The organism is Cohnella sp. GCM10012308 (assembly GCF_042649185.1).
Taxonomy (GTDB): Bacteria; Bacillota; Bacilli; order Paenibacillales; family Paenibacillaceae; genus Cohnella.
Map to the genome: position 1 here is coordinate 16,192 of NZ_JBHRYU010000012.1, position 19,371 is coordinate 35,562.

Here is a 19,371-nt window from a genome sequence, read left to right on the forward strand (position 1 = left end):
TCGGCCGTTGATCACGCGATAGGAAAGAAGCGATTTCGTTGACTAAAGACAGCAAGCTGCCGTTCCACCCCGTCCTGTCCGCTTGGTTCGCATCGACATTCGGAGAGCCGACCGACGTTCAGATCAAAGCATGGGCTTCGATCGGCGAAGGAAAACATACGTTGATCGCCGCGCCGACCGGATCGGGCAAGACGCTGGCGGCCCTTCTGCCTTGCCTCGACCTCATCGTGCGAAACGATGCGGACGGCAAGCGTCAGCCTGCCGTCCGCACGCTGTACATTACGCCGCTGAAGGCGCTGAACAACGATATCCATTCCCATGTGACGGACTTCGCGCTGCAGCTTGACGCATGGGCCCAAGAACGGGGCGAACATTGGCCCGGGATCCGGAGCGATGTTCGTACAGGGGATACGACGCCGGCCAAACGGGCTTCCATGCTGCGCCGGCCGCCGGATCTGCTTGTAACGACGCCGGAGTCGTTTTATTTGCTGCTGACCTCGGTCAAAGGCCGGGACATGCTGTCCACCGTCGAGCAGGTCATCGTAGACGAGATCCACGATCTTGCCGCGGACAAGCGGGGCTCGCATCTGTCGCTGTCGTTGGAGCGGCTGACGGCGCTGTGCGGCCGGTCCGTCCAACGAATCGGCGTGTCCGCGACGCAGAAGCCGTTATCTCGGGTCGCGCAGTTTCTGGGCGGCTGGGAGGAGGCGATGCTCCCGCGGCCGGTGACGATCGTCGAGAGCGGCATGACCAAGCGGCTGAGCGTCAAGGTGACCGTGCCCGAGCCATCGTCGCCTGCGGCGGGGCGCGAGGCCGTCTGGAAGCCGCTGCTCGACCGGATCATGGAGGCGATGGCGGACAGCCGGTCGGTGCTGTTGTTCGTGAACAGCAGGCGCCTGTCGGAGCGGCTGACCTTGCGCCTGAACGACCATGTCGGCTACGAGATGGCGCGATCCCACCACGGCAGCCTGTCGCGGGAACGGAGGCTCGAAGCCGAGCGCCTGCTGAAAAGCGGGGAGCTGCGCTGCATCGTCGCCACATCGTCGCTCGAGCTCGGCATCGACATCGGCCATATCGACCTCGTCATTCAGATCGACACGCCGCTGGCGGCCGACCGCGGCATCCAGCGGATCGGACGCGCGGGACATGCCGTCGGCGAGGAGAGCCGCGGACTGATGGTCGTCCGCGCCAAGGCGCTGCTGCCCGAGGCCGCCGTCCTGAGCCGGCTCGTCTCCCGGCGCGAGATCGAAGATATCGCGATCCCGTACGGCCCGATGGACGTGCTGTCGCAGCAGACGGTGGCTATCGTATCGATGGACGATTGGCACGCGGACGACCTGCTGCGGCTTGTCCGTCGAAGCGACAGCTACAGGGGCTACGACGAGCGGCGTTTCAAGGACATGCTGAAGGTGCTGTCCGGCTTCTATCCTTTTTTTAAGCCGCTGCTCGAATGGGACGCGCGCAGCGGCATGTTGACGGCCAAGGCAATCGGCAGGGCCGCAGCCGTGCGGGGAGCGGGTACGATTCCGCAGAGCGGCGGATACCCGGTCCATCATATGGACAGCAGGGCCCATCTGGGCGAGCTTGACGAGGAGTTTATCCAGGAGAGCCGCGTCGGGGACGTGTTCCAGCTCGGAGCGGGCTCTTGGATGATACGCGAGATTAAAAACGACCGCGTGTACGTCGCCGAAGCGGCGAACCGGTTCAGCGAGGTGCCGTTCTGGCGCAACGAAGCGGGCGGGCGCACGTACGAGCTGGGCGAGAAGATCGGCGCCTTCTGGCGGGAGACCGTCGGGCGGCTCGGACTCGGAGCCGAAGCCGGCGACACGGATTCCGCCGATCTGTCGCGAGAACGCGTCTACGACGACGAAGCATCGGCCTGGCTGCGCGACGAATTCGGCATGGACGCCGCAGCCGCGGCAGCGTTAATCGGTCACGTGCGCGCGCAGCATCGCGCCAGCGTCGTGCCGACAGACAGGCGTATCGTCGTGGAGCATTACCGGGACGTGATGAACCAGACGCATATGGTCATACACAATTTTGTCGGACGCAGCGTGAACCGCGCTTGGCTGCTGGCGCTTCAACGGCAGTTCGAGCTGCTCATGCCTTACCGGCTGTACGGCAACGCCAAGGACAACGGCATCGAGATCGTGCTGCCGGAGTGGGATGCCTCCTGGCTGCGAATTTTAAGCCAGGTGTCGACCGCGAACGTCGAGACGCTGCTGTCGGAAGCGGTGACGGGCTCGCCGCTGCTCGCGGTTGCCTTTCGCAAGATCGCGGAAATGTCGCTTCTGCTGGCGCGAAGCTTCACGCGCACGCCGATGTGGCAGAAGCGGCTGCGCAGCGAGGAGCTGCTCAGAAAGGCGCTCCCGTACGGCGCGCAGTTCCCGTATCTCGGCGAAGCGATGCGGGAGGCCCTTAACGAATACCTGAGCTTCGGCGATCTCCGGCGTCTGCTGGAGGCGATCGACGCAGGGCATATCGAGATCGTCGTCCGCGAGACGCCGTTTCCGTCGCCGCTCGCTTCGCAGTTCATGGCAGATTACGTGAATATGCGAATTTACGAAGGGGACGGGCTGGACGAATCGACGCGGCGCCAGATTTTGCAGATCAACCAGGAGCTGGCCCGCGATCTGTTCGGCGCCGGCGCTGCCGGCTCTGCCGTGTCCGAAGAAGCGCTGGCGCAAATGCAAGCGAATCTCTCGGCGCCGGCCCGCGAGCCGGACGGACCGGCCGATCTGTCCGCGCTGCTCAAGGCCAGAGGCGATCTCACGGCCGGCGAGATCGTCAAGGCGGCCGGCGAACGCAGTCTGACTTGGCTAAGCGGGCTCGAAGAGAGCGGAGCGGCCGTCGCCGTTCAAATGCCCGGCGACGAAGAGCCGCGATATATCGCATCCGACGAAACGGAGATTTACGCGCGGTTTCCGCAAGATACGGCTTCGGTCCTGTTCATTCTGGGACGATATGCGGATCACAGGATGTCCTTCACCGAAGCCGATCTCGTCGAGCGGTATCCGCAGCTCGACCTGTCCGGCGCGGCCGCTGCCGTGCAATTGCTGCTCGAGCGGGAACTGATCCAGCGGGCGCCCCATGCCTCCGGCGAGGACGAGCGGCTTTGGACGAGCGTACAGGTCGCCTCCAAGCTGGTTCGTTGGTCGGTGCGGCAAGCCAGATCCCAAGCCGAGCCCGCGGACGCGATCCGCTGGTGCAGCCAGATCGCGCTGCTCCAGCATGCGCTGCCCGGCTCGCAGATGCAGGGGGGCGAGGGCTTGCTCGCCGCGATCGGCAAGCTGCAGGGCATTTTTTTGCCGCTGTCGCATTGGGAGACGCTGATCTTGCCCGCGCGTGTCCAGGGCTACAGAAAGGAAGACCTGGACCTGCTATGCGCGACGGGCGAGGTGCTCTGGATCGGCCGGCGCGAGGAGGAGGAGCGGGAAGGCAAGGTCGCTTTTTTCCTGGCGGACGACAAGGCGCTGTACGAACCTTATGCGGAAGCTGCGCTGCGGCAGGAAGCGAAAACGCGCCATCCGCGATTAGCCAAGCTCATACGGGAGAGCGGAGCGAGCTTCCTCACCAAGCTCTCCAGGGATACCGACACACGGCCGTCGGAGCTGCTGCCCATGCTGGTCGATCTGGCCTGGGAAGGCCTCGTTTCCAACGATCAGTTCGCGCCGCTCCGGCTTCACGCCGACCCGGCCAACGCAAGACGACAGGCGCAAGGGCGCACCGGATCGGGGCTGGGGCGCTGGTATGCCGTGTCAAGCCTGCTTGAATCGGCAAACAACGATATCTACGACGAAGACGACGATCGCGTCGGCGCGTCCGGCCACGGTGCGCCGGAAGACGAACAATCGCCGGTCCTTGCGTGGACCAAACATCTGCTCGATACGTACGGCATGGTGAACCGGGAACTGGTGTCGAAGGTATCGCCGTATCCTTGGGATGTCCTGCAAGGAGTGCTGCGTCAGCTGGAGGATTGGGGGCTCGTCACCCGGGGCGCTTTTATCCGGGGCCTGGACGCCTTGCAGTTCGCCACGCCGAACTTCCGCGATGCCGTCAAGCGGCCGGCGGGCAGCGGAGACGGTCAGCTGGCCGTTTTGTCGGCTGCCGACCCGGCCAATCCCTTCGGCCTGATCGCAGAGTGGCCGTCCGGCTCGAAAGGTCTCTCTTTTGCCCGCAAGCCAGGCAACTTTCTCCTGCTGGACGGGGAAAAGTGGCTTTACTGGATCGAAAACAACGGCAAACGCGTGTTCAGCCTCGAGCCGGAAGCCGACGATCTGAAGGCTAAGGGAAGGGCCGATCGTCTGCAGGCCGCGTTCCAGACGATCATTCGCCGGCAGAAGCTCGTCAAGCTGAAGCTGGACGAATGGAACGGCAAGGCGGCTGCCGATACGGACGCGGGCCGTGCGCTGCTGTCCGAAGGGGCGGAGAGGCAAATGAGATCGCTCGTGCTTTGGCTGAAAACTTGAAGCGAAGGCTGTCGAAAGCGCAACTTTTTTAATGCAAACCGGGTATACTTGAGATCGCAATTAATATGATCAGAGATGCTTCGACGATCGAGACGAGGCGCCCGCGCAAATCTGTTCCTTTATTCGAAAGGTGTGAACGTATGAAAACCGATTATGTAGACGTGCTGGCGAAAATCTCCGATAAACTATATCAATCGGGCATGGATGTCATGCTTACGGCCAGCCGGATGATCCCGGCCAATACGTTTTGCATTGCCAATCTCGATCGCGTATCCACCGTCGTCCTCAATGCATTTAACCGGGACAAGGTGATTCTTACGGAAGGGCTGGTCGTGGCTAACGAAGAGTCGTATTGCGCGTTAGTAACGGAAAAAGCCAAAGGACCGCTTGTCATCGAAAACAATATGACGCATCCGTTGACGAAGGATATGCCCGCGACGCAGTTCGTCGGAGGCTGCTCCTTTTTAGGCGTACCTTTGCTGACGCCCGGCGGTCAGATTTTTGGCTCGCTGTGCGCGTTCGACGATCATTATTATGCGTTCGAGGAACGTGATGTGGATCTGCTGCTGTCCTTGTCCCGGTTTTTTACGGACGTGCTGGCGCTGGACGAATCCGTCGAGCAGCTGCAGGCGGCGCAGGAGAAGGCCATACGCGTGCTCGAAGAAAAAGATAACCTGCTTGCCGTGCTAAGCCACGAGATCCGTACGCCGATGAACGGCGTGCTCGGCATGGCCAATCTTCTGCGTTCGACGTCTCTCACCGAAGAGCAGCAGAACTATGTCGCGGTGATCGAGGACTGCGGCGCGGGACTGATGGAGATGTTGAGCCAGATTCTCGAGCATTCCAAGATCGAAGCGGGGAAAATGAACGTGGACGCCGAACCCTTCAATCTCGTCGAGTGCGCGGAGCAGGCGGTTCAAATCCATGCGTTCGAAGCCGGAAAAAAAGGGATCGGACTCCGGCTTGAAATTGACGACAAGCTGATCGGTAACTATGAAGGGGACGGCTTGAAAATCAGGCAGATCCTCATCAATCTCGTTAGCAACGCCGTCAAGTTCACCGATCGCGGGGAAGTGCTGTTATCGATTAAAAAAGAAAGCAAAGCCGCCCAGGACGGCAGGATTTGGCTGTCTTTCAGCGTACGGGACACCGGCATAGGCATCGCGCCTGAACGCAGGGATCAGCTTTTCCGCTCGTTCTCCCAAGTCCATGACAAGTCGATTAAATGCAATTACGGCGGCATCGGACTCGGATTGTCGATCTGCCGCCAATATGCCGAACTGATGAACGGGACCATCTCGCTGACGGAGACCGGGCCGGACGGATCTTGCTTTACGTTGACTTTGCCGCTGCGTTCGCTTACGAACCGTCTGACGATAAACGCAGGCTAAGCGCGCAGGACGACCGAGGTCTCCTGCGCGCACGGTCGTGGATCGGCGCATGGCGCGCCCTGACCGTCACCCCCATTTGATGCCCGTTTTGAAGCCCGCGCCGTGCCCCGCCGCTTGGCCGCCAAGCTGGACCCCGGCGCCTTGCGGACCCAGATGCGCGCCCGCTTCCAGACCGACGCCATATTTGCCCCCCACGTGGCCGCCCGTCGCTGCTTCGATGCCCGCGCCCGCGCTCATTTGACCTTTCGCCTGAACGCCTGCACCATACGGTCCGCCGAGCTGTGCGCCGCCCTGGAACGAGGCGACTTGGCCGCCGCCGAGCTGTGCGCCGGCCTGGACGCCTGCGCCGTGCGGTCCGCCGAATTGTCCGCCTATTTTCGCGTGAATGCCCTGCCCGCCCCCGACGCCGCCGCCGGCCTGCAAGCCGAGTCCATGTTCTCCGCCAACGTAGGCACCGGTTTGCACGCCGGCTCCATGGCCGCCTCCGTAATAGCCATGCGCATGCATGCCTGCCTCAAGCGGTCCGATATGGCTTTGTGCCTGAAGGCCGGCTTGGTGCGCCGGACTGTCGGGACCGACTTGCTCCGAAGGAAGAACCGGCATCGGCATCTGTTCGAGGCCAGGGTATGGCGAGCCGGGCTGATACGGATTTGCATAGTAGGGGCGCGAGTCGTAGCCCGGCGAATAAGAGAGGCCCGGATATCCATAATAATCGGGAACGACGCCGCCGAAGGGCTGGACGTAACCATAAGCGTAGCCTTGACCGAATGCGCTCCGCGGATAGATATACATTGCTTCCGCCTCCATTTTAATCGATGATGCGTTAGCCTATTCCGCGAATGCCCCGGCGGACACCTGCCCGGGTGAATTTGGGCGCCGTCAACCAAGTAGCATGTGCCTGCATATGGGGTAATGGACAGCATAGGCGCACAAAAATCGTCGCCGCAACCGAAGGGAGGGGCCGGCATGCCCGCATCGATCGCCGATGTTACGGAATGGCTCGAATCGCAAACGGACAAGGAACTGGTCGTAACCAAGCATGAGGACCACGATCTCGACGAGGTCAGAATCAGGCTCGAGCGCGTCGAGCGCAAAGGAGAGCGGAGCGATTCGCCGGATGACTATACGAACGGCGCCTCGTTGCTGCTGAGAGGGAATGGAACGGTCGTCACGGAAGGCAGGGAGGAGCCTTTGCCTTCCGATGCGTTCGAGATTCCGCTCGAGGGCTTAAGCCTGACGGAGACCGCGGACGATGCGGCGCTGCTCGTTACCGAGCGCGCCAGGTACTCGATTAAAGTTAGAAACTAAGCATTGAAAGTTTGAAACTAAGCATTGAAAAACGCCCGCAGCCGAATAAGGCCGCGGGCGTTTTGACAAGCTGGGGAATGGAAGGGGCGATCAATCGCCCGATGCAATCGCGCTTTTGCCGCCGAGCACGATGACGCCGCCGCCTACGAACATGCAGACGATCAGAATAATAATATAGGCCATTGCCAACACCTCCGGATTTGGTTACCCTTATCGTAACTTAATCTTACCCGATACGGGTACCGACGAATTCGTGACAAGATCAGGGTGTCGGATGCCGGATGGCGTCCGCAAGCTCCGCTGGCGGAGCATCCCGTCGCGATTCGCAGCCATGGAGGAATGATGATGACAGTACATATCGCGCTGCTGCGCGGCATCAATGTCGGCGGCAACAACAAAGTCAAGATGGCCGAGCTCAAGTCTGCTTGCGAGCAGCTGGGCCTCGAGGGCGTACGCACTTACATCCAGAGCGGCAATATCGTCTTTCGCTCGGAGCGCTCCGCGGAAGAGCTGCGCGAGCTGCTCGAGACGCTGCTGCTTGAAAATTTCGGCGTCAAAAAGGCCACGGTGCTCCTTCGCTCGAATGCCGAACTGCAGCGGTTGCTGCAGGACTGCCCGTTTTCCGAGGCTCAGATCGCGGCGGCCAGCCAGCTATACGTTAATCTGCTGGACAAGCCGCTGGATGACGATCAGCTGGCCCGGATCGGCGAATTGTCCGCGGAAGGCGAACAATGCGCGATCGGGGATCGGGCCATTTATTTGCTGCTCACGCCGAGTATTCTGGATTCCGCCTTCGCGATTTTGTTTCAAAAAATGAAGCTGACGCTGACAGCCCGCAACTGGAATACGATGAACAAGCTGGGCGAGCTGGCGGCGCAGACTGAAGCGTAAGGCGGCGATTAGGGCTGCGTCCTGATAACGCTGTCCACGATGCCGTACGCCATCGCTTCTTCGGCACTCATGAACGTGTCGCGGTCCATATCCTTTTCCACCCGTTCCAGCGGTTGACCCGTGCGATCCGCGGTGATCTGGTTCAACCGTTCCCGGATCTGCAGGATGCGCTTGGCGCTGATGGCGATATCGCTCGCCTGGCCTTGCACGCCGCCATGCGGCTGATGGATCATGATCTCGCTGTTCGGCAGCGCGAAGCGTTTGCCCTTCTCGCCGGACAGCAGCAGAATCGCCGCGAACGATGCGGCCATTCCCGTGCAGATCGTATGAACCTCCGGCCGGATGAATTGCATCGTGTCGTAAATCGCCATGCCCGCCGTCGTCGATCCGCCCGGACTGTTAATGTACATGCTGATCGGCTTATCCGGGTCTTCCGCAGCCAGGAACAGCATCTGCGCCACGATGGAATTGGCCATCAGGTCGTCGATCGCCGCGCCGAGGAAGACGATGCGGTCTCTCAGCAGCCTGGAATAAATGTCGTACGAGCGCTCTCCGCGCGCCGTCTGGTCGATCACATAGGGGATATATCCGTTCATTGCAGGTTCCTCCCGTCGTTTGGTTTGCGCGTTCGAATCGGTAAACGTTCGAATCCGGCTGAAGGATACGGCAGATTTTTATTTTTTCACGCGTATCTTTTTCGATGATCCGTTCGTTTACTTGAATAACCGGGTGAAATGGAACTGCGGCCTGTCAGAGAAATGAGAGGGGGAGTATTTGTATGATCGATTCTGCTGCGGATATCGAGCGCCTGTCTGCAAGCGTCGGCCGTTATAGCCTGTCGCTCGTCCGTTCGCTGCCTGCGGCGGAGGACCTGGCGCAGGAGAGCTGGAGCCGCGCGCTGCTCGCGCTTCGTGAGGGCGGCGGCCATGCCAATCCGGAGGCGCTTCTGCTGCGCGTGGCGAGGAATGTATGGATCGACGGGTTGCGGCGCGATGCGCGCAAGGTCAAGCTGCTGCAGGAGATGCGGCCGGAGGAGGTCGCGATCGACCGTCCGCTGCTGGCGATGGAGCTGGCACCGGTGTTCGCCGCGCTGAATGCGTGTTTGCCGAAGCTGCAGCGGACGGTATTTCTCCTGCGCGATGTCCTTGACTATTCGATCAAGGAGACCGCAATTCGGCTCGGCACGTCGGAAGGGGCCGTCAAGGCAGCGCTCGTACGCGCGCGCAGGTCGCTTGCGCTCGTACGCGAGGCGCTCTCTCGGGAGGAGGGACCGACGCTTCCCGCGGACGAGGCTGAACGGATTGAAGCGCATCTGATGGCGGATGCGTATGCGAGAGGGGACATCGGCACGCTGGTGGCGCTAGCGAACGGGGAAGCGCGCATGCAAGCGAGGCAGCTGGCCGTGCAGGGAGCGGCGTCGCGCTTGGGGCATGGCCTGCGGGCTTCGCCGCCCGAAGCGATTCTGGCCCTTGGAATGCGCCAGGCCGCTTAGTGACGGACGCTTCCAATCATTTAAAGCCGGAACCACGCACCTGAAGGGTGCAGGTGCTTTCCGGCTTTTTTACGACATCAGAAATTATAAAATTGGAAGCGATTCGTAGGCTGGTGAACGCATCTTCTGCATGACGGAGCTTTTCGGCGGCTTGCGGGCCGAGAAGCCTGCATTTATGCAGGTATTTTTCCGCCAAACAACGGATGCGATGAAATGCCTGCAAATATGCATGTAAATGTTAAGCGCAAGCCGGAAATCGGGCCGATGACGTTAAAAAGCTGCACTTCTGCATCTATTCTGTTAAAACGGGCCGACCTCGGCGGAAATAGATGTATATTTGCAGGCATTGCGGCGAAAGAAGAGGAACGACGCTGTCGGCGATACGTTGGCTTGTCGGAATGACTTTCGTAACAGCTTTTGTAACGCGTTTCGTTACAGCTTTCTTAACAGCCGTTGAAACTTCTGTCGAAACGGCTGTCGGACGAGCCGTCAATAGGCGGTCCTCGTTATTGCAAGCTTCGGATATCCGCCAACCTTAAAGGGACCGTCAGGGGCTTGACCCTGACGGTGTTTCTTAAGTATGCAACCGTATAGGCAACCTTAATTTTACCTAAATATCTCTTTCATACAATTGACATCCAGCGTGTATGAAGGGCATAATACACTCATAGTGTATGAACCACTTAGTACACACACTCCACGATAAGGCGAGGCAGAGCGATGGATAATCACGGCGGCTGGATGGAGACGGCGTTTAACACGCGAGATCCGGTATACCTGCAGGTCGTCCGGCTGTTCAAGGAACGAATCGTCACGGGCCGGCTGGCGGCGGGAGAGGCGATCCCATCCAGACGGGAGATCGCTTCGCTGCTCAAGATGAACCCGAATACGGCACAGCGAGCTTACAAGGAAATGGAGGAACAAGGCTTGATCGTTACGGAAGGCAACTCGCCAAGCCGAATCACGAGGGACGAGGACGTTCTCCGCAATATCCGGTCGGAGCTGCTTGGCGAAGCGGTCAGGACGTTCGTGGGTTCGATCCGCAACATGCATGTGCCGCTCCAGGAAATCGTCGAATTGGTCAAGGAAGAATACGAATCGGACGCGGGCAACCGGGATCGGGGAACCGGAGGTGGCGGCGCATGATCCGCATCGAAAATGCCCACAAACGTTACCGCTGGCGCAAGGTGCTGGAAGGCGTGACCTTCACGGCGGAGAAGGGTCAGATCACCTGTCTCGTCGGCATGAACGGAGCCGGCAAGTCCACGCTGCTGAAGGCGATCATGGGACTGACGCCATTGTCGAAAGGAAGCATTCGCGTCGACGGGGTCGGCTCGAAGCGGGAGCTTTACGAGAAGGTTTCTTTTATCCCGGACCATGCGGCGATGCCGGGCGGCTACAGGCTTGAAGACGGCCTTCAGTTTATGGCCGACTACTATAAGAGCTGGAACGATTCGCGGGCGGACGAATTGATGACTTTCTTTCGCCTCGACCCGCGCGAGCGCGTCGGCAATCTGTCCAAGGGGACGGCGGCCAAGTACGGATTAGTGCTCGGACTTGCTGCGGACACGGAGTTCGTGCTGATGGACGAGCCCTTTTCGGGGATCGACGTGTTCAGCCGGGAGATGATCGGCGAAGTGTTCTCGAGCCGCCTGATCGAGGACCGGGGCGTGCTGGTGACGACGCACGAGATCGACGAGGTCGAATATTTGCTGGATCGCGCCATCCTGCTGAAGGACGGCAAAGTCGCCCGCGACATCGATTGCGAACAGGTACGGGACGAACAAGGAAAGTCCGTGCTTGACGTGATGCGGGAGGTGTACCGGGCATGAGCCATTATTTTAAGCTGCTGGCGTTAGAGGTTCGCAGGTTTCGTTATATTTTGGCGGGTTTGATGTTATTTACGCTTATTGTGGAGTGCGCGGCTGTCGCGACGGAGATTCATCGCTTTGCCAACCTCTATCGCGTAAAAGAAGGAACCCGCGAGCCCGGCGTGATGCCCGACACGCTCTCGTTCGCGGAGGTCATCGGAAATACCCAGCGGGGATTTGCGTTAGGCATTCTTGTTCCGCTCGTCGCTTTAATTGCTTATGTACTGCTCATTTGGTATAGAGACTGGTTCGGACGTCATCCATTTGCATACAGACAGCTCATGGTTCCCGGCGGGCGGATCCCGCTTTATTTCGCCAAGCTGACCGCCATTCTATTATTCGTGTTATCGATGCTGGCCTGGCAGTTGCTTTCTATGCCGGTTCTAAAACTTGAGTATAACATGCTGATACCCGAGCTGTTGAAGGAGCCAAGCCTTTTCACCGATGCTATGTATGCGAGCGAGGTCTTTAAGCTGCTGCTGCCGCTTCATTTCGAGCAATTTCTGATCAATTACGGTCTCGGCCTGCTCGCAGTGCTGCTCGTTTTTGCCGGAATTTTGCTGGAACGCAGCTACCGGATCCGCGGCATTATTATTGGAGTTCTGTATATAGCGCTTAACATTACGTTACTCGTCCTTGCGACAATGTCTATCGAGCTTCCGTTATATCCGTCGGAAGCCAGGGCTGTGTGCATGACGATTTTGGGATTGGAGGTCGCAGGAGCGATATGGCTGAGCTTAAAGCTGATCACCGGCAAAGTATCCGTCTAAGACGAAAGGGGCTGTTTAGATTTGCGTGGGCCGGATCGCTCGCTATCTTTTCGATCGTTATGCTTACCGTATATTACGGCTACGCTGCCGACGAGCGACTCCCAAGTTTTCATCTGGAGACGATCGAGGGCGACGCTTCCATCGGAGCAGCTATACAACTTGATGGCAGCTATGTCGGTCGCTGGGGCAACCGCGGGATGAAGGTAGACGTCGAAGGAACGACTTACACCGACTCAAACAGGGTAGGCCGGTTATTCATATTGCCGTTCTCAAAAACATACAACGCGTCGACCGAAGCGCTTATCAAGGCGCATCGAGGCTTTATGCGAGGAAAGGAATACGGATGGTTTGACCAGACAGACGACATGCTCGTGTATGTCGAAGTTGTCCCCAAGCATGGTGAGGTTTTAGTAAAGTTGTCTGTTCTGAACAAAAAAACGGATAAGTCGGCTGATTTTACATGGCTTGCAGGCGCGTGGAAACAGCGGGAAAATGTCGGTCTCGCGGACCTGCAGATTCAAGGAGGAAAGGTTCACCTATTGTTGCAACGCACCGACGTCACACGTTCGAACATGCAGAGCGATCCGCTTCTTTTCGACTATGTGTTCGATGTTACGGCCGGGAAGCTGATCGACACGCGAGAAATTAAGCTTCCTGTTCAATCGGGTTATAATCTATCGGTAGCAGGTAATCAGTGGGCGAGATCAGACACAAAGAATGCCGTTCTCTTTGCATCCAGGCAAGCAAAGGCGGGGAAAGCGGCTGGAGGCGATCACTCGGCATCTTCGGCTTCAGAAGAGCCGCCGATTATTGAATATGAGCCGTTTGTTTACAACTATGCAGAGGGCAGTTTGCAGCCGCTTGATTTGGTCATCCCGAACAATATGGCGCATGCGAATTATTATGTAAACGGCGATAAGCTGTATTCCGTGACCGTATCAGGAGATTCGAAAGGCTGGAATGGGAAAAGTTTTGGCGTCGTGGAGACCGATCTCTCGAAGCAAGAACAGACTGCCGCCTATACGATTCTTGCTTCGGATTTAGGCGGCAAAGAGCTTTATCAACCGAGATTCAGCAACGGTAAATTATACTTTGTCGTTCCAGGTGCGCAAGAGAACGGAGCGATGGGTAGGACTTCTACTAAGGTAGCTGTCGTTGATGCCGGAACCGGCAAGACGATTTATCAAGGCCAAGTTGCGTACGACGGTCCGAGCAGTAAATCGACTGCTGAGTTAAAACAAACCGTGCTGCTCAATCTGGAGCTCCGCACGTGAAACGCCGCATCGATATCCTCCGCAGCCTGGAGCTCGAGGCTTACCGGATGGCCTATTATTTGCTGGAGGAAGAGACTTCTGCCGGCGAAGCGGCAACGCGGGCGCTGCTCGCGCTGCACGCAGCGCAGGAACTGACGGCATTAACGCAGGAGGAGCGCCGTCGCCTGCTGAAGCGACTCGTCATGCGGGAGTCAATCTCGAGCTTCGGCCAAGCGGCTGCGAGGGCGAACTGATTCGTGGACAGGCAAGTGCGCAAGCGGGTTTGCGGCGCTTTAAGGATGTTGGCGGGCCCTCAAAACCTGCATATATACATGTTTTTTCTAACGACCAACGGGATCTGATGAAATACATGCAAATATGCAGGTAAAATCACAGCACAGGCCGGAAACCCGGCTGACAGAGGAAAAAACCTGCATTTTCGCATCTTTTTTGTTAAATGGGCCGATATCGGCGAAAAAAGATGTATATTTGCGGGCATTGCGGCGAAAAGATCGACGCGGGCGACGCGGGCGACGCGGGCGACGATCGGCCGGCTCAACGGAACGTCAGGTCGATGCGCCATTGATAGGCGTTTCTCGTGTACCAAGTTTCGGATGTCCGCCAAACCTAAAAAGACCGTCAGGGCGATCTTCGATCGTCCCTGACGGTTTTCTTAACGTTTGCGGCGCATATGCCTTGCAGGCGTCTTGCGTGAACGCGCTTTGACGGCCGATCTCGCAGCGGGGATGCGGCCGAGGGCCCGGGCATAACGCATGACTTTGCGGTGGGTGGACTTATCACGCAGATGCCTGAAAAGATATGGATCGGGCGACGTATTCAGCTCGATGATCCACGGCTTGAGGGAATGGTCGAGTCCGATATCCGCGCCGACCATATTGATCTTGGGATAGGCTCTGGCCAGCGCCCTTGCGGAGCGAAGACCCAGCGCCCGCAGCCCGCCTTCGGTCTTCCTGGCTGCGGCGGAGCCCAGCTTCGGCCGAAGCAGGCGGCTTAAGGCGACGGGCGTGCCGCCGTCGTGATAATTCGTGACGGCTTTCCCCTTCTGAGCGACCCTCGCGATGACGCCGGTCGGCTCCCAGACGCCTGCCGGATTTTTTTGCACCATGACGCGAATGTCGAAGCGCCTTCCGTTCGTTTTGAGCAGGTGCACGCCGCGCTGCGCGAGATACGGACGCTGACGTTTGGTCCGCGAGATGTGTCCGTACAGTTTGTCGATGGACGAGAAGCGCTTTTTGCTTAATCCCGCATGACAACTGTACGGCATCCGATGCCCATGCGTCCGCTCGATGCGCATCACGCCCCGGCCGAACGTTCCGGCGACAGGCTTCACGTAGATCATGCCATAGCGGTCCAGCATTTTCGCGAGCGTCGCCCGATCCATTCTCCGCGTATCGGGGATGTGCGGAGCGACGGCGGGATCTTTAAGCGCCGCGACCGTCTTAGCCCATTTGTTCGCGATATGCATGCCCTTGCGGTTAATCACAGCGGTTCCCCCTCCAATCGCCATACCATATGCTTGCCCGCCGTGGCCCGACACGGACAAGAGTTGGAAGATTCACGTTCCGCCGGCTTCGGTTAATGAATGATAATCGATCGATCGCGGATACACTGCAGAGGGGGAATTCGAATGCAAACGATATGGAAAGGCGCGGTCAGCTTCGGGCTGGTCAACGTGCCAGTCAAAATGTTCTCGGCGACGCAGGATAACGACCTGCCGATGCGCATGCTGCACAAGAAGCTTAACGTGCCGATTCAATATCACAGAACCTGTCCGAAGTGCGAGGAAGAAGTGAAGTGGAGCGATATTGTCAAAGGGTATGAATACGAGCCCGGCCACTTCGTGACCTTCGACAAAGGCGAACTCGAGGAGATCGCATCCGAAACCTCGCGCGAGATCCGTATTCTAGACTTCGTGGATCTGGACGAGATCGACCCGATCTATTATCAGAAAACGTATTATCTGGCGCCGGAGAGCAATGGCACGCACGCTTACAATCTGCTCGTACAAGCCTTGCTCGATACGCGCAAGATCGGCATCGCCAACGTCAGCATTCGCTCGCGCAGCAGCCTGGCGGCAATCCGTATCGTGGACGGCGTCCTGTCGATGTCGACGATGTTTTACGCCGAAGAGATACGCAGCAAAAAGGAAATTCCCAATCTGCCCGAGGAAACGAAGGCGGACGAGCGGGAGCTTCAGATGGCCCGCATGCTGATCGATCAGCTAAGCGCCCCTTTCGAGCCCGGGAAATATGAGGACGTCTACAAGGAACGGCTGATGGACGCAATAGAAGACAAGGTCAAGGGCAAGGAAGTCAAGCTCGCGCCGGAAGAGAAGAAGACCAACGTCATCGATCTGATGGAAGCCTTAAAAGCGAGCTTGAAGCAGGCGGGGCCGGACAAGTCCGAGGCAGGCGGCGACGATGCCGGAGGAGAACCGGAGAAGACGGAATCGAAAAAAACGGCCCGTAAAAGGACCCCGGCCAAAGCCAAAAGAGACGAGCCGAAGACAAAGTCGGCAAAAGCGGAGGCGCCAGCCTCCAAGTCTAGGACAAAAAAGACAGGGAGCTGACCGATGGAGCCATTTACCCCGATGTCTCCCGTCGCGGAGGACCGCAGCCCGACGGGAAGCGCATGGGTACACCAACTTAAATGGGACGGCTACCGCCTCATCTCGGAAGTGCGGGGCGAGAGCGTCAAGCTGTATTCCAAGCGCATGCTGCTGCAAAACGATTCCTATCCCGAGCTGACCGCGGCGCTGGCGAGCCGGCCGGGAAACTACATACTCGACGGAGAAGCGGTCATCCTGGATCCCCGAACAGGCAAGCCGAGCTTTCAGCTCATGCAGCAGCGGGGCAAGCTGCTCGGCGACCGTCTGATCGAAGCTTCTGCCACGCGGCACCCGGTTCAATATATTTTGTTCGATCTCCTGGCGGCGGACGGACAGGACCTACGGAGACTGCCTTATACGGAACGCAGAGAGCGGCTGCTCCGCCTGACGCAAGGCTGGCAGTCGCCGTTCTACGTGGCCGACGAATTCGAAGACGGCGATGCGTTATGGCAATGGGTCGAAGCGAACGGATGGGAAGGCGTCGTCAGCAAAAAAAAGGCGGCGCCTTACATGGAAGGCAAGGAGCATCGGGACTGGCTCAAGCGGAAGACCGTTCATCATATGGATGTCGATATCGTCGGCATCATCTGGAAGGAAGGACGCGTCTCCAGTCTCGTCATGCGCAAAGGCGACCGCTATATGGGGCGCGTGTCGTCGGGCTTGAACGAGAAAGCGAAAGCGGCCCTCCGCCGGCTGCCCGCAGGCCGGGCCCGCACCGATTATTGGGACGGCGTGCCCGAAGGGCTGCGCGGCGCGGATGTAAGATGGCTGGACGCGCCGCTCGCGGGAAGGGTCAGCGGCAGGGAGACGACGGACGCGGGACTGCTGCGCCATCCCAAACTGATCGACCTGGAGGGGATCCCGCTATGAGCGCGGCAGACGTCTATTCGATCGAGGTCGAAGGCTGCGAGATCAGAGTGACGAATCCGGACAAGCTGATGTGGCCCGATGCCGGCATCAATAAGGCCATGTATTTGCAAAAGCTTGTCGCGCTGTCTCCATACCTGCTGCCTTACTGCAAAGACAGGTATATGACGGCCATCCGTTTCCCCGACGGAGCAGGAGGGAAAGCCTTTTATCAGAAAAACGCGCCGGAGCCCCTGCCGCCGTTCGTGCGGACTGCGGTGCGCGATCAGGTGCGTTATATCGTCGCGGATTCGCTTCCTGCCTTGCTGTGGATGGGCAATCTCGCCGTGCTTGAATTCCACCCTTCGTTCGAATACGTAGGCGGAGAGGAGCCGGCCGAGTGGGTGCTCGACATCGATCCGAGCGAATCGCTGCGCGGGCGGCTGATGGAGGCGGTCTCGCTGATCGGCGAAGCGCTGGACGGCATGGGCATCGCATCCGTGCCAAAGACCAGCGGCGCGACAGGCGTACAGATCGTCATTCCCGTCCGTCGGGGCTACAGCTTCGAGCAGCTCCGCAAGGCAGGCGGCTTCGTCGGCAAGTATTTGTCGGAAAAGTATCCGCGGCTGTTCACGATCGAACGGCTGATCAAAAACCGCAAGGACCTGATTTACGTGGATTACGTGCAGCATGCCGCAGGCAAAAGCCTGTCGGCCCCTTATACGCCGCGCGGACGTCCGGAAGCGACCGTATCGACGCCGTTGACTTGGGATGAGGTACGAAAAGGAGCGGATCCGCGTGACTTCACGCTGCATACGATCGAAGCGAGGCTTGCCGACAAAGGCGATCTGATCGAAAAAGCGCCGAAGCAGTCGCTGGAGGCGATTTTACAGTTCCTGAAATAAGTGCAATGGCTGCAATCTGTAACAATTTATGGCTATACGGTCCCGATTCTTATGATGTAAACTATAAGAGTCGGGAGGTGTGACATGGAGATCGGCGCGGCATTTTTTATGAGCATCACCATCCTGATCACATTTACGTTTTTATTTAACCTCATTTACAAATATGTATTTCAGCATACGTCCGGCTTAATCAAGCAGGCGGCCATGGTCGTCGGTTTTATCGCGCTCGGATGGCTTGCCATGAAGTTCGGTGTCCGGTATAACGGCTCGGCCATCTTCGATCTGCGCAACGTGCCGATCATTTTTGCTACGCTCGTTTTTCGCGATCCCCGTCCGATTCTGGCCATCGGCTTCGGCATCGCGATGGCGCGGCTTGGCATCAATGGTTTGTCGGCGTCCGCGTTCACCGCATTTTGCAATATCTCGACGCTGGGAATGGCCGGCGCGGGACTGGTCAGCCTCTACAGGCGACGGCCGAGCTGGGGATATCCGCTTAAGGCGGCCGTGTCGCTGCTGACGATCAACACTTTGCAGGTTGGCGGTGTCCTTGCCTACGGGGCGGTCAACCGCGTTAATTACGCCACGCATGTCATGCCGTACTCGCTGCCGACGACAATTCTGCTCGGCACGTTTTTCCTGTTCATTATTCGGGACTTTTTCCTCGACCAGCGACGTGCCGTTCAGCTCAAGGAAACGAACGAAGCGCTCGAAAAGCGGACGCAAGAGCTGCTTAATACCCAAAAGATGCTGGAGGAGAAGGCCGAATTAATCCTGCAGGCATCCAAGTACAAGTCGGAATTCATGGCGAACATGTCGCATGAGCTGAAGACGCCGCTTAACAGTATCATTCTGCTGTCGCAGATGATCGGCGAGAACGAGGAAGAGGGCCGGTCCGAGGACAATCGCCGCTACGCGAATATCATTCAGGCGTCGGGCGAGCAGCTGCTGCACATGATCAACGATATATTGGACCTGTCCAAGGTCGAGGCCGGCAAAATGGATATCGTGCTGGACATTTTGTCGCTTAGCGACACGGTCGAGCTGCTCCATCGCCAGATGAAGCCGCTCGCCGAAGTGAAAAATCTGGATCTCCGTCTGCACGTCGAGGACGACGTGCCGCAAACCTTGCTGTCCGATGGACTGCGCTTGGGCCAGATTTTGCGGAATCTACTCGTTAATGCCATTAAATTCACGGATAGCGGCTACGTCGCGCTTATAGTCTCTATCGAGCGGCAGACTAATGGAGGAAGCGGCGACCACGTCGTATTCATGGTGAAGGATACGGGCGTCGGCATCGAGAAAAGCAAGCAGGAGCTAATCTTCGAAGCGTTCCGCCAGGAGGACGGTTCCATCAACCGACGCTTTGGCGGTACGGGTCTCGGGCTGTCCATCAGCCTGCAGCTCGCCGCGCTGCTCGGCGGTACGTTGTCGCTGCGCAGCGCGAAGGGAGAAGGCAGCGAGTTCTCGCTGCGTCTGCCGCTTGCGTCCGCGATCGCGCCTTCCGTCTCGGAGAGGCAGACGGCGGCTTCGTTAGAATAAGTTGCAA

Annotated in this window: 17 protein-coding genes; 14 read left to right on the forward strand and 3 right to left on the reverse strand. The window is 58.6% G+C overall.

The features are described 5' to 3' along the window. Positions 1-38: 38 nt before the first annotated feature. Both ACFOTD_RS15105 and ACFOTD_RS15110 read left to right on the forward strand, forming a co-directional pair. On the forward strand, positions 39-4,469 hold the full coding sequence (locus ACFOTD_RS15105) for a DEAD/DEAH box helicase (RefSeq protein ID WP_378120112.1): 4,431 nt from the start codon (positions 39-41) through the stop codon (positions 4,467-4,469). 140 nt (positions 4,470-4,609) lie between these two features. Continuing rightward, positions 4,610-5,860 carry a GAF domain-containing sensor histidine kinase gene (locus tag ACFOTD_RS15110; protein WP_378120114.1) on the forward strand — a complete coding sequence of 417 codons (1,251 nt, stop codon included), beginning with the start codon at positions 4,610-4,612 and terminating at the stop codon, positions 5,858-5,860. Between the two features lie 66 nt (positions 5,861-5,926). Here ACFOTD_RS15110 and ACFOTD_RS15115 read toward each other — a convergent pair whose 3' ends face one another. Next, positions 5,927-6,652, reverse strand: coding sequence for a hypothetical protein (locus tag ACFOTD_RS15115; protein ID WP_378120115.1), 726 nt, complete (start codon positions 6,650-6,652; stop codon positions 5,927-5,929). A gap of 174 nt (positions 6,653-6,826) precedes the next feature. Between ACFOTD_RS15115 and ymzB the strand changes: the two genes are divergently transcribed. Continuing rightward, the gene (gene ymzB / locus ACFOTD_RS15120) at positions 6,827-7,168 is read left to right on the forward strand and encodes a protein YmzB (RefSeq protein WP_378120116.1); all 342 of its coding nucleotides are present in this window, start codon (positions 6,827-6,829) and stop codon (positions 7,166-7,168) included. A 345-nt stretch (positions 7,169-7,513) separates the two neighbouring features. Then, entirely contained in the window at positions 7,514-8,059 is a 546-nt protein-coding gene (locus ACFOTD_RS15125; protein WP_378120117.1) for a DUF1697 domain-containing protein, read from the forward strand. A gap of 8 nt (positions 8,060-8,067) precedes the next feature. On the opposite strand, the gene clpP is transcribed toward ACFOTD_RS15125, so the two are convergent. Continuing rightward, positions 8,068-8,709, reverse strand: a complete 642-nt coding sequence (clpP, locus tag ACFOTD_RS15130; protein ID WP_378120335.1) for an ATP-dependent Clp endopeptidase proteolytic subunit ClpP — start codon at positions 8,707-8,709, stop codon at positions 8,068-8,070. A gap of 128 nt (positions 8,710-8,837) precedes the next feature. Between clpP and ACFOTD_RS15135 the strand changes: the two genes are divergently transcribed. The 6 genes from ACFOTD_RS15135 to ACFOTD_RS15160 all read left to right on the forward strand — a co-directional run bounded on the left by ACFOTD_RS15135 (position 8,838) and on the right by ACFOTD_RS15160 (position 13,699). Next, positions 8,838-9,551, forward strand: coding sequence for an RNA polymerase sigma factor (locus ACFOTD_RS15135; protein WP_378120118.1), 714 nt, complete (start codon positions 8,838-8,840; stop codon positions 9,549-9,551). Positions 9,552-10,292: 741 nt separating this feature from the next. Beyond that, positions 10,293-10,697 carry a GntR family transcriptional regulator gene (locus tag ACFOTD_RS15140; RefSeq protein WP_378120337.1) on the forward strand — a complete coding sequence of 135 codons (405 nt, stop codon included), beginning with the start codon at positions 10,293-10,295 and terminating at the stop codon, positions 10,695-10,697. After that, a complete protein-coding gene (locus ACFOTD_RS15145; protein ID WP_378120119.1) occupies positions 10,694-11,383 on the forward strand; it encodes an ATP-binding cassette domain-containing protein in 690 nt (229 codons plus the stop codon). The genes ACFOTD_RS15140 and ACFOTD_RS15145 overlap by 4 nt, the downstream gene beginning before the upstream one ends. Beyond that, entirely contained in the window at positions 11,380-12,192 is an 813-nt protein-coding gene (locus ACFOTD_RS15150) for a hypothetical protein (protein ID WP_378120120.1), read from the forward strand. Before ACFOTD_RS15145 ends, ACFOTD_RS15150 begins: the two co-directional genes overlap by 4 nt. Next, complete coding sequence (locus tag ACFOTD_RS15155; RefSeq protein WP_378120121.1) at positions 12,150-13,466, forward strand: hypothetical protein; 1,317 nt, start codon at positions 12,150-12,152, stop codon at positions 13,464-13,466. Before ACFOTD_RS15150 ends, ACFOTD_RS15155 begins: the two co-directional genes overlap by 43 nt. Beyond that, positions 13,463-13,699, forward strand: coding sequence for a hypothetical protein (locus tag ACFOTD_RS15160; RefSeq protein WP_378120122.1), 237 nt, complete (start codon positions 13,463-13,465; stop codon positions 13,697-13,699). The genes ACFOTD_RS15155 and ACFOTD_RS15160 overlap by 4 nt, the downstream gene beginning before the upstream one ends. 419 nt (positions 13,700-14,118) lie before the next feature. On the opposite strand, the gene ACFOTD_RS15165 is transcribed toward ACFOTD_RS15160, so the two are convergent. Then, on the reverse strand, positions 14,119-14,949 hold the full coding sequence (locus tag ACFOTD_RS15165; protein WP_378120123.1) for a YheC/YheD family protein: 831 nt from the start codon (positions 14,947-14,949) through the stop codon (positions 14,119-14,121). Positions 14,950-15,093: 144 nt separating this feature from the next. Here ACFOTD_RS15165 and ku point away from each other — a divergent pair, with 144 nt between their 5' ends. The 4 genes from ku to ACFOTD_RS15185 all read left to right on the forward strand — a co-directional run bounded on the left by ku (position 15,094) and on the right by ACFOTD_RS15185 (position 19,364). After that, positions 15,094-16,035, forward strand: a complete 942-nt coding sequence (gene ku / locus ACFOTD_RS15170; protein WP_378120124.1) for a non-homologous end joining protein Ku — start codon at positions 15,094-15,096, stop codon at positions 16,033-16,035. Between the two features lie 3 nt (positions 16,036-16,038). Next, on the forward strand, positions 16,039-16,944 hold the full coding sequence (locus ACFOTD_RS15175; protein WP_378120125.1) for an ATP-dependent DNA ligase: 906 nt from the start codon (positions 16,039-16,041) through the stop codon (positions 16,942-16,944). Then, entirely contained in the window at positions 16,941-17,825 is an 885-nt protein-coding gene (gene ligD, locus ACFOTD_RS15180; RefSeq protein WP_378120126.1) for a non-homologous end-joining DNA ligase, read from the forward strand. The genes ACFOTD_RS15175 and ligD overlap by 4 nt, the downstream gene beginning before the upstream one ends. Before the next feature lie 84 nt (positions 17,826-17,909). Beyond that, positions 17,910-19,364: an ATP-binding protein gene (locus ACFOTD_RS15185; protein ID WP_378120127.1), complete on the forward strand. Its 1,455-nt coding sequence runs from the start codon at positions 17,910-17,912 to the stop codon at positions 19,362-19,364. The last annotated feature ends 7 nt before the right edge of the window (positions 19,365-19,371 follow it).

Excerpts from the sequence above, each read along its gene's own strand:
- ACFOTD_RS15110 (WP_378120114.1), top strand. The coding sequence starts at position 4,610 with ATGAAAACCGATTATGTAGACGTGCTGGCGAAAATCTCCGATAAACTA.
- ACFOTD_RS15115 (WP_378120115.1), bottom strand. The coding sequence starts at position 6,652 with ATGTATATCTATCCGCGGAGCGCATTCGGTCAAGGCTACGCTTATGGT.
- ymzB (WP_378120116.1), top strand. The coding sequence starts at position 6,827 with ATGCCCGCATCGATCGCCGATGTTACGGAATGGCTCGAATCGCAAACG.
- ACFOTD_RS15125 (WP_378120117.1), top strand. The coding sequence starts at position 7,514 with ATGACAGTACATATCGCGCTGCTGCGCGGCATCAATGTCGGCGGCAAC.
- ACFOTD_RS15135 (WP_378120118.1), top strand. The coding sequence starts at position 8,838 with ATGATCGATTCTGCTGCGGATATCGAGCGCCTGTCTGCAAGCGTCGGC.
- ACFOTD_RS15140 (WP_378120337.1), top strand. The coding sequence starts at position 10,293 with ATGGAGACGGCGTTTAACACGCGAGATCCGGTATACCTGCAGGTCGTC.
- ACFOTD_RS15145 (WP_378120119.1), top strand. The coding sequence starts at position 10,694 with ATGATCCGCATCGAAAATGCCCACAAACGTTACCGCTGGCGCAAGGTG.
- ACFOTD_RS15150 (WP_378120120.1), top strand. The coding sequence starts at position 11,380 with ATGAGCCATTATTTTAAGCTGCTGGCGTTAGAGGTTCGCAGGTTTCGT.
- ACFOTD_RS15155 (WP_378120121.1), top strand. The coding sequence starts at position 12,150 with ATGGCTGAGCTTAAAGCTGATCACCGGCAAAGTATCCGTCTAAGACGA.
- ku (WP_378120124.1), top strand. The coding sequence starts at position 15,094 with ATGCAAACGATATGGAAAGGCGCGGTCAGCTTCGGGCTGGTCAACGTG.
- ACFOTD_RS15175 (WP_378120125.1), top strand. The coding sequence starts at position 16,039 with ATGGAGCCATTTACCCCGATGTCTCCCGTCGCGGAGGACCGCAGCCCG.
- ligD (WP_378120126.1), top strand. The coding sequence starts at position 16,941 with ATGAGCGCGGCAGACGTCTATTCGATCGAGGTCGAAGGCTGCGAGATC.
- ACFOTD_RS15185 (WP_378120127.1), top strand. The coding sequence starts at position 17,910 with ATGGAGATCGGCGCGGCATTTTTTATGAGCATCACCATCCTGATCACA.